This window comes from Yersinia sp. LJYL362 (assembly GCF_048323875.1).
Genome location: NZ_JBLWEX010000007.1, coordinates 1 through 8174, shown reverse-complemented (window position 1 = coordinate 8174; position 8174 = coordinate 1). Strand labels below are relative to the sequence as shown.

Sequence of the window (8174 nt, the reverse complement as noted above, 5' to 3'; positions counted from 1 at the left end):
TGGAAATCCAGGCCAGCGAAAAGATGTAGCATAAGCGTTACGCCAGTTTGTGGACATGAACGCGGCGCATTATCAGTGACAATGGGGGGTGGGGAAAAGGAAAATATGACCTTTTTTTGACATGACCTCGGATGAATTCGCCATTTTTAACAACATATGCATGTTATATCAGCAGGTTACTTAGTTTTACTCTATGAGACATTTTCTTACTATAGCTTCCTGAGAGTGGGCGACTTACAATCTCCCGCCGCTAATTTGTCGGTTGAATGAACAAATAGCATGCAGTTTGGCGAGAAAACGGACACTTTTGCAGTGATGATGATTTTACTCAGTGAGGCCCAGTGTGGAACAGTTTGATGTGGTAGTGATAGGCGCAGGTGCTGCGGGCTTGTTTTGTGCGGCTCAGGCCGGGCAAGCCGGGTGCCGGGTACTCTTGGTTGATAATGGCAAAAAAGCCGGGCGCAAGATATTGATGTCCGGTGGTGGCCGCTGTAACTTTACCAATATGTTTATCGAACCCGCAGCCTATCTCTCACAAAATCCTCATTTCTGTAAATCTGCTTTAGCACGTTACACCCAATGGGATTTCATTGACCTGATGAATCGCTATAACATCGCCTGGCATGAAAAAACGCTAGGGCAACTGTTTTGTGATGATTCTGCCCAACAAGTGGTTGAACTTTTACTGAAAGAGTGCGACTTAGGGCAAGTCACGATTCGACTGCGCAGTGATATCCTGTCAGTTGAAAAAAACGAGACGGGTTTCGTGTTACAGGTCAACGAAATGAAAGTGAGCACTCACTCTCTTGTGGTGGCTTCAGGTGGATTGTCTATGCCTGGGTTGGGTGCCTCTCCTTTCGGCTATAAGTTGGCAGAACAGTTTGGTTTGAAAGTATTGCCAACCCGCGCTGCTTTGGTGCCTTTTACCTTGCACAAGCCTTTATTGGATCACTTGCAAACACTCTCAGGTGTTTCAGTCCCTGCGGTGGTGACGGCGGAAAATGGTGTGAGTTTCCGTGAGAGTATTTTATTTACCCACCGCGGTCTTTCTGGCCCAGCTATTTTACAGCTTTCAAGCTATTGGCAGGCTGGCGAGTATGTGAGCATTAACTTACTTCCTGACACTGATTTAGATGTATTTCTGAACAATGAGCGACAAACCCATCCCAATCAAACGTTGAAGAACACATTGGCTCAACTATTACCTAAGCGGTTGGTGGAGTGCTTACAGACGTTGGAGCAACTGCCGGATGTCACCTTGAAGCAGTTAAATGCGCCGCAGCAGGCTGCATTGGTGGCAAACCTGCAACAGTGGCGGGTGCAACCTAATGGTACAGAAGGTTACCGCACCGCTGAGGTCACAATGGGTGGCGTTGATACCCAAGAACTCTCCTCCAAAACAATGGAAGCACATAAAGTGCCTGGGTTGTACTTTATTGGTGAAGTGGTTGATGTCACTGGCTGGTTAGGGGGTTATAACTTCCAATGGGCCTGGAGCTCTGCCTGGGCCTGTGCGCAGGCACTGGCGGCTGTGCAGAGACAATAAAGTTTGTCCGTTAGCACTAAAGTTTGTCTCTCAGCTCATTTTAGGATAATTAAGTTTATCCACTACGGCGCATTATGTGAGTTTTACTTGCGGTATTTCAGGTGGTTATGACATCCAGCATCACATGTTCTGATCGCCACCATTTTGCACGGAGGTAACTACGCTAACAGGATAACTCTCAGCTGTGCCATTACAGCAAGACCCTGACACCGAAGATTACTTTTAACATCTATCATCTTTTGCCATGATTAACACCGCCTGTATTTGAATTTTAAAATTGAGAAACCTCTGAATTGCTTATATATGTACGAGCAATAATCCTAAAATACATGCAGACTAGACCAATTATAAAGTTCTAATGATATTATTCGTAGCTAGACTTTTCCCATAAAAAGGAAAAAACAAATGGATATTGGTTTAAGCTCACGAGAAAGAAATAATAACTATTTTTATGCTATGGCAAAAATAGAAGCGAATAACTTGGTAAACCTTTCAAGAATAGTTTCTTTCAATCATATTCGTGATGCATTTCTGAGGATTAAATTTGAGAATGACATAAAAGAATTCGCAGAAAGGAACCTTACATTTATACGGTATGCAAAAACAGATCTTGAATGTAAGGAAGGGATAGAAAACATAAAACTTGAATGTTATCACATTTCTACACAAGACAGCATGTTGTCCTTAAAACAAGCTAAAGTGTATATATCCGCTAAAATTGAAGAACATGATAAAATCATCGGATATGTAATTGATGGTATAGCTGTAATTGTTGGCGGTTTACAGATGGTCGCCGGAGGTGGAATTCTCCTTGGCTCAATAGCTTCAGGAAATATTGTCGGTACCATCGTTGGTGCTCATTTGATATTAAATGGTGCAAGCAGTATATCAGAAGGGGTTCAGCGGTTAAGAGGTAATAAAAATGCCACCGGTTTTATGCAGGATGCATATATGGGAACGGCTGAATTTTTTGGATTTGAAAGAAAAACCGGTATGTTAGCCTATTATGCGACAGATTTAACAACGTCATTTTATGGTGTCATTAAATTGTCATTAAAACCCGATGCGTGGCGATTGTATAAATATATCCCATCCGATTACTACCGTAAAATAAGTAGTATGGGTAAGCCAGCCCTTGCCATACAAGGTGTTAAGGCTACAAATAAAATAAGAGTTATCGGTAGCACTTATCTGGATGATAATTCAGAGTATGAAAAAAAATAGACAGCAAGGAGGATCATTCCTCCTTATTGGAAAGGTATCTATATGATTTCCATGCCAAGTTAAGTGGCGTTATATAATAAGTCATAAACAAGCCAAAAATCAGAGCGACAAGATAACTGAATATTTCATCCGATGTATAATCATTGAACATCATAAAAATAAGAGGGGTAAATAAAATCACACAAATCAAACACCCTGCCCAAAATCGTTTTTTTAAATCTTCTAGTAAAGTAGAATATGTTTCCGTTTGCGTTTCATCACGCGAAATTATTTTTCGCATATGCGCAATATTCTTGTCCGTGAATCCATGATCCAAAAGTTTATTTTCCATTTCTAACTCTGTCACCGCGTTATCTCCTTATTTCTGCGAAATAGTATTCTATCTTTATATAAGAATTACGTCTAATTAATATTTCGACTGATGAACATTACGGTGCTCGAGATCACTAAACAGAAATCATACTTAGATAGACAAAGATCCATCATAACTGATAGTTATATCTAATCCGTATTCCAGAGCGATACCGAAGATGAAGGAAAGCATCTGAGACAATTTATAGTTTTAACAGTGGCACTGAACCTCGCGACATGCAGTGGGACTTCCCAACGGTAAGCACTGATTAGCATTAACATAAAAAAATCAGCAAAACACTCATGTTTATACTGGATGTGACCTGCTCCCTATGGATTAACACACTCCGATGACCTGCCCCCAGGCTTATGTCAGCCTGGGGTTTTGTTTTCCTGATGTGGCGTAAAGGCTTAGGTGGCGCTATTTAGCTTGCGCCTCAAGAGTGAAATTCTCTTGAACGGCGACTGTTTCTTGAATAGCGACCGTTTCGGTACAAATTTTCGCCACACCATGGCAACCTTCACCATAATGTTCACCTTCCCAACGCCCCACCAGTGCTGCACCAATCGCATTACTCATGACGTTAGTGGCTGAACGGCCCATATCGAGGAAGGGATCAACACCCATTAATAGAATCAAGCCAGCTTCCGGGATATTAAATTGGCTGAGGGTGGCGGCTATAACCACTAATGACGCGCGCGGTACACCTGCCATGCCTTTAGAGGTCAGCATCAGAATTAATAACATGGTGATTTGCTCACCCATGCTCAGATGAATATTACATGCCTGAGCAATAAATATGACGGCAAAAGAGCAATATGCCATTGAACCTACCAGGTTGAAGGAGTAGCCGATAGGGAGCACAAAACTGGCAATTTTGTTAGAAACACCGAACTCTTCCAGTTTTTCCAACGTGCCGGGGAAGGCGGCTTCAGAACTGGAGGTGGTAAAGGCTAACAATGCAGGTTCACTGATACCTTTTATTAATCGCAGAGTACAACGACCAATCAGCAGAATTGAACAGCCAATTAAAATAAGCCACAACAGGCCAAGGGTCAGATAAAACTCACCCATAAAGATACCGGCGCTGACCAAGACACCTAATCCCCGCTCAGAAATCATCGCGGATATGGCGGCAAATACGGTCAGCGGCGCAAATAACATGACATAACCCGTGAGTTTTAACATCAGATGTGCCAGCGAATCTAATACAGAAACAATGGGTTGTGCTTTTTCGCCGATGGCGGAAAGGCTAATCCCCATGAAGATGGAGAATACGACAATTTGTAGGATTTCATTCCGTGCCATCGCATCAACAATGCTGGTTGGAATAGCATGCGAGATAAAGACTTTTGCAGAGAATGGTACCGGTGCAATGCCGTCCACAGCGCTGGCGGTTGCTGCTACGAAGTTAATGCCATCCCCGGGTCTTAGGAGGTTAACCACCACTAAACCGAGCAAAATGGAAATGAATGCTGCGCAAATGAACAGGAACAGCGTTTTTGAGAAAACGCGCCCTAATGTTTTGGCATCACCCATTTTAGCTATCCCAACCACTAATGTTGAGATGATTAACGGGGCAATAATCATTTTGATCAATCGTAGGAATATATCAGTAAAAATAGATATTTCGGATGCGTACGATTTTGCAAAAGCAGGGCTGCTAAAGGAGTTTATTAAAAACCCGACAATAATACCTATTATCAGACCCAATATGATCATTGTGGTCAAATTTTTTGATTTCATAATGATTCCATTTATAAGTAGGGTGGTATTGTTTTTCTAAAGTCATTTAAGGGTGTTACTGATGTTGTGTTTATCGGTATATTGAAAACGGTGCAGGGCGAAGCACATAGCGCAGCACAATGCACCGGATGATTTAGGAAATAAGTTCTACGGTGACAACTAATGAAAAACTACATATTGAACTTAAGCTTCAATAATGGTGCATGTTGCTGAGCGCCATAAACGTCAGTGTCGCCTACAGCGCCAGAGACAAGGCTACGCGGCATGACCACCTTGACGGCATTTGCCGGATCAAACCAAACAATACGATGAACAAGGTCAGGTTCAATTTTATAAAGTTCTGCTATTAGCTCTTTTTTAAATTGGCCGGATTTTTTAATGGATGAATATATATCTTTATCCTTAAACAAAATATCTAGCACTAATTCATATGGCCCGGCATTTTTTGACCTGACGACATGAGCTAAATCTAAAATTGATATATTCATGCCATCACTCCTTCTGCTGTGATATTTTCCAGGCGGAACTTAAAGGCAATCTCTGGCGTATATTCCATTAGGTGATAAATGGAAAATTCATAAACCAGACCGGCCCTAATATCTGATGGGGAAAATGGGAAAGCTAAATTGCCTGCGGTTGCAATCCGGCCAGCATAACCATAATGAAGTAGGGTAGAGCGGGCCAGTGAGCAAATGCTGTCGGCTGTCGCTTGAGAAGGGGCCACAACATCCAGCAGAATACCCAATTCATAAGATGTGGTATCCGGCTCTGGCTCCATTTTTCCCATCACGCCATTTTTGCCGTACAAGTGAAAATTAAGCTGCACTGAGTCTGGCTCGATGCTCAGGTTTTTTTCCACACTTTTGCGCACTTCAAGCAAGATGTTATCGATATCGGCAATCATAATCGAGTCGCGTGTGCCAGCAATACTCAGTGTGCGATAACCGACCGGGCGAGCACCTTCCAGCTTCACGGTGTAGGGCGTATGTTCATGTACCGATCCAGTGACACGCACCTGACCATTACCCATATCTTTAAAGTTACATGCTTTCAGATTCAATGCCCCACCGGGGCCAGGTAAAAAGTAAGGGTCTGATTTTTCATATAATGTATGTGCGGCAGCAGAGGTTTCTGTGAACTGGCGGTTCTTGTTGAAGGTCTTCAATGTAAAACCGGTTTCATCCAGAATACCCATTGCACAGTCAGAACCTGATCCCGGTGTTGCTGCAATGGCCGCGCACTCCAGAATCTTGCCGCAATGTAACGCCAGCCCCTCATCAAACCCCATCATGATAGGGAGCGCGGCAAAGCATGCGGGGTCATAAGCACGGCCACCTAACACCACTTGTGCGCCAGCGCGTAATGCCTCCTGAAAAGGCTCAATTCCCATCTGTGCAACGATATAAGTTGTTGCATCAATGGCTTCATGAGTCAGTTCAGGGACAAAATCCAGCGCCTGAATTTTGCCTGCATCAAGGGCAGCATGAACCGCTTCTTTGCTGACATCAGCAGGAATAACCGCCAGAGTAAAGTTGAGCGACTCCTCTTGGGCAATGTCTAAAATGATTTGGCGACACCATTCCAAATGCGGTGCGGCCCCTGACCCCCCTGCCGTGCCGATAACCACTGGAATCCCCTGTTTCACCCCTGCGGTTATCATATAGCGCAGATCCCGTTTGACCCCCGCCCGATCGGTAAATGGTTTGCCTGAGCCCAGATAGTGCGGGCCGGGATCGGAGGAACCCGCGTCCACGGCGATTAAATCAGGTGACTCCTCCATCGCCCTCATAAAGCTTTCTTCTGGAAATCCATATCCCAGAATGGCTGTTGGCGATAGGATTTTAAAAGTTTTAGACATATCAGTTGGCCTTTGCATTCAGTTGCGCGATGGTGCGAGTCATCTCGTTAAACACAATATTCATCCCTTCATCAAAGCCCATACCCGGTTTGATGAGCATACGCATTGGCCGGGAGGCGAGAGCAACGTGTACGCAAGTGCGGGCGCTGATATCGGTTTCGTTACAAGTACCGCCTTGATACGCTTCCATACCTTTTTTATTGCAGTACAGAACGGCATCAACAATGTTGTGAATACTGCCCAGATCAGGGGTTTTGATCTGCACCATGTGGCAGCTACCTGCATCAGTAAAATCGATGATGTCTTGGTAGGTGTTACACCACTCGTCGGCCACGATTTTGACATTCGAACCCAGTTTTTTCAGGTTGCGGGTGATTTCGGTTAACAAGCGGATTTGGTCTGGTTTATTGCCCGCATCAATCGGCCCTTCGATATATAAATTCAGTTCACCGGCCTGTTCCTGCAAGCTGGCGATGTACTCTGCGCACAGCATCGGGTCCATGTTGAAAATCAGGCCAATAGTGCCGTAAACGTCAATATGTAAATCCGGTTTGTAGCTCGGGTCGACACGCAAATCACTCACGCGTTTAGCTAACCAACTCACATACTCACGCAGTTTTTCGCCATTGCGGCCCAGTTTTTCATCAACATTATTGATAAGGCCATGTGGCAGAACATCCACACCTTTAAGGATCATTTTATCGACGGCGATATAACGGTCGTCACCGCTTTGACCAAACAAGGGGATCGATTTGGCAATTAACGGCAGATGCCATTCATCGCACACCACTTCTGCTTTCAAGCGGCCCGTTGCTAATGCGGTTGCATCCAGTAATGCCTGAGAAAGGCCGTAACGGATGGCCGTATGCAGTGGTTTACCCTCAATAGTCACTTCATCAAAGAAGGCGGCATTCAGACGAAACTCACTGATATCGCGGCCTTCCAGCAGAGGTTTGATATGTTTTTCCAGAAAAGGAACAAAATTTGCAGCGATAAACAAAGGATCACGGCCACCGGCACCCGAGTATTGTACCGCGGCGCAGTCGCCCACAGCGACAGCACCATTCTCTAAGATTAATTGGACGTTGACGCATTCACCCGCCTGACGAATTGCGCTAAATCCCTCAGTTACAGGCTTACCTTGATAGATAAATCCATCCAATTTCGCACCATTTTTGATGGCTTGCTGGTCATCGAAGTAGAAAGATGAGTTACCTGCGGTGAACAGTGCGTGCTTGATTTTCATTATGGTCTTCCTATTAATTTGCTGTGGGATACGGCGTTAATATCGTCAATGATCATTTGGAATGAAGGGATGCGGCCCTCTTCTTTAGCGCGTTCAGCGATAAAATCATGGTGGAGTGCCAGCACATCTTTAGGCAGGGGAACTGAACCGGGATCGAACACGCGGATTGCGCCGTGGTTATCACGGATTGGCATCATCTTGC

At 44.4% G+C, this 8174-nt stretch carries 7 protein-coding genes and 1 pseudogene; 2 read left to right on the top strand and 6 right to left on the bottom strand.

Features of this window, described 5'->3' with window-relative positions:
- Positions 1–343: 343 nt before the first annotated feature.
- A complete protein-coding gene (locus ACNSO8_RS00260) occupies positions 344–1546 on the top strand; it encodes an NAD(P)/FAD-dependent oxidoreductase (RefSeq protein ID WP_418393476.1) in 1203 nt (400 codons plus the stop codon).
- A 636-nt stretch (positions 1547–2182) separates the two neighbouring features.
- On the top strand, positions 2183–2770 hold the full coding sequence (locus ACNSO8_RS00255; protein ID WP_418393477.1) for a DUF4225 domain-containing protein: 588 nt from the start codon (positions 2183–2185) through the stop codon (positions 2768–2770).
- Positions 2771–2783: 13 nt separating this feature from the next.
- Here the strand turns inward: ACNSO8_RS00255 and ACNSO8_RS00250 are convergent, their stop codons facing one another.
- The 6 genes and pseudogenes from ACNSO8_RS00250 to ACNSO8_RS00225 form a co-directional block, all read right to left on the bottom strand.
- Entirely contained in the window at positions 2784–3116 is a 333-nt protein-coding gene (locus ACNSO8_RS00250; RefSeq protein WP_418393475.1) for a hypothetical protein, read from the bottom strand.
- A 426-nt stretch (positions 3117–3542) separates the two neighbouring features.
- A complete protein-coding gene (locus tag ACNSO8_RS00245) occupies positions 3543–4868 on the bottom strand; it encodes a dicarboxylate/amino acid:cation symporter (RefSeq protein WP_418393474.1) in 1326 nt (441 codons plus the stop codon).
- A 170-nt stretch (positions 4869–5038) separates the two neighbouring features.
- A complete protein-coding gene (locus ACNSO8_RS00240) occupies positions 5039–5356 on the bottom strand; it encodes a DUF4387 domain-containing protein (RefSeq protein WP_418393473.1) in 318 nt (105 codons plus the stop codon).
- Complete coding sequence (locus ACNSO8_RS00235; RefSeq protein WP_418393472.1) at positions 5353–6726, bottom strand: acyclic terpene utilization AtuA family protein; 1374 nt, start codon at positions 6724–6726, stop codon at positions 5353–5355. The genes ACNSO8_RS00240 and ACNSO8_RS00235 overlap by 4 nt, the downstream gene beginning before the upstream one ends.
- 1 nt (position 6727) lies before the next feature.
- Entirely contained in the window at positions 6728–7972 is a 1245-nt protein-coding gene (locus ACNSO8_RS00230) for a methylaspartate ammonia-lyase (RefSeq protein ID WP_418393471.1), read from the bottom strand.
- Positions 7972–8174, bottom strand: a pseudogene (locus ACNSO8_RS00225) (methylaspartate mutase subunit E); the annotation flags it as partial. The gene ACNSO8_RS00230 and the pseudogene ACNSO8_RS00225, both read right to left, overlap by 1 nt.

Coding starts and splice junctions, on each gene's coding strand:
- ACNSO8_RS00235 (WP_418393472.1), bottom strand. CDS start 6,726: ATGTCTAAAACTTTTAAAATCCTATCGCCAACAGCCATTCTGGGATAT.
- ACNSO8_RS00240 (WP_418393473.1), bottom strand. CDS start 5,356: ATGAATATATCAATTTTAGATTTAGCTCATGTCGTCAGGTCAAAAAAT.
- ACNSO8_RS00245 (WP_418393474.1), bottom strand. CDS start 4,868: ATGAAATCAAAAAATTTGACCACAATGATCATATTGGGTCTGATAATA.
- ACNSO8_RS00230 (WP_418393471.1), bottom strand. CDS start 7,972: ATGAAAATCAAGCACGCACTGTTCACCGCAGGTAACTCATCTTTCTAC.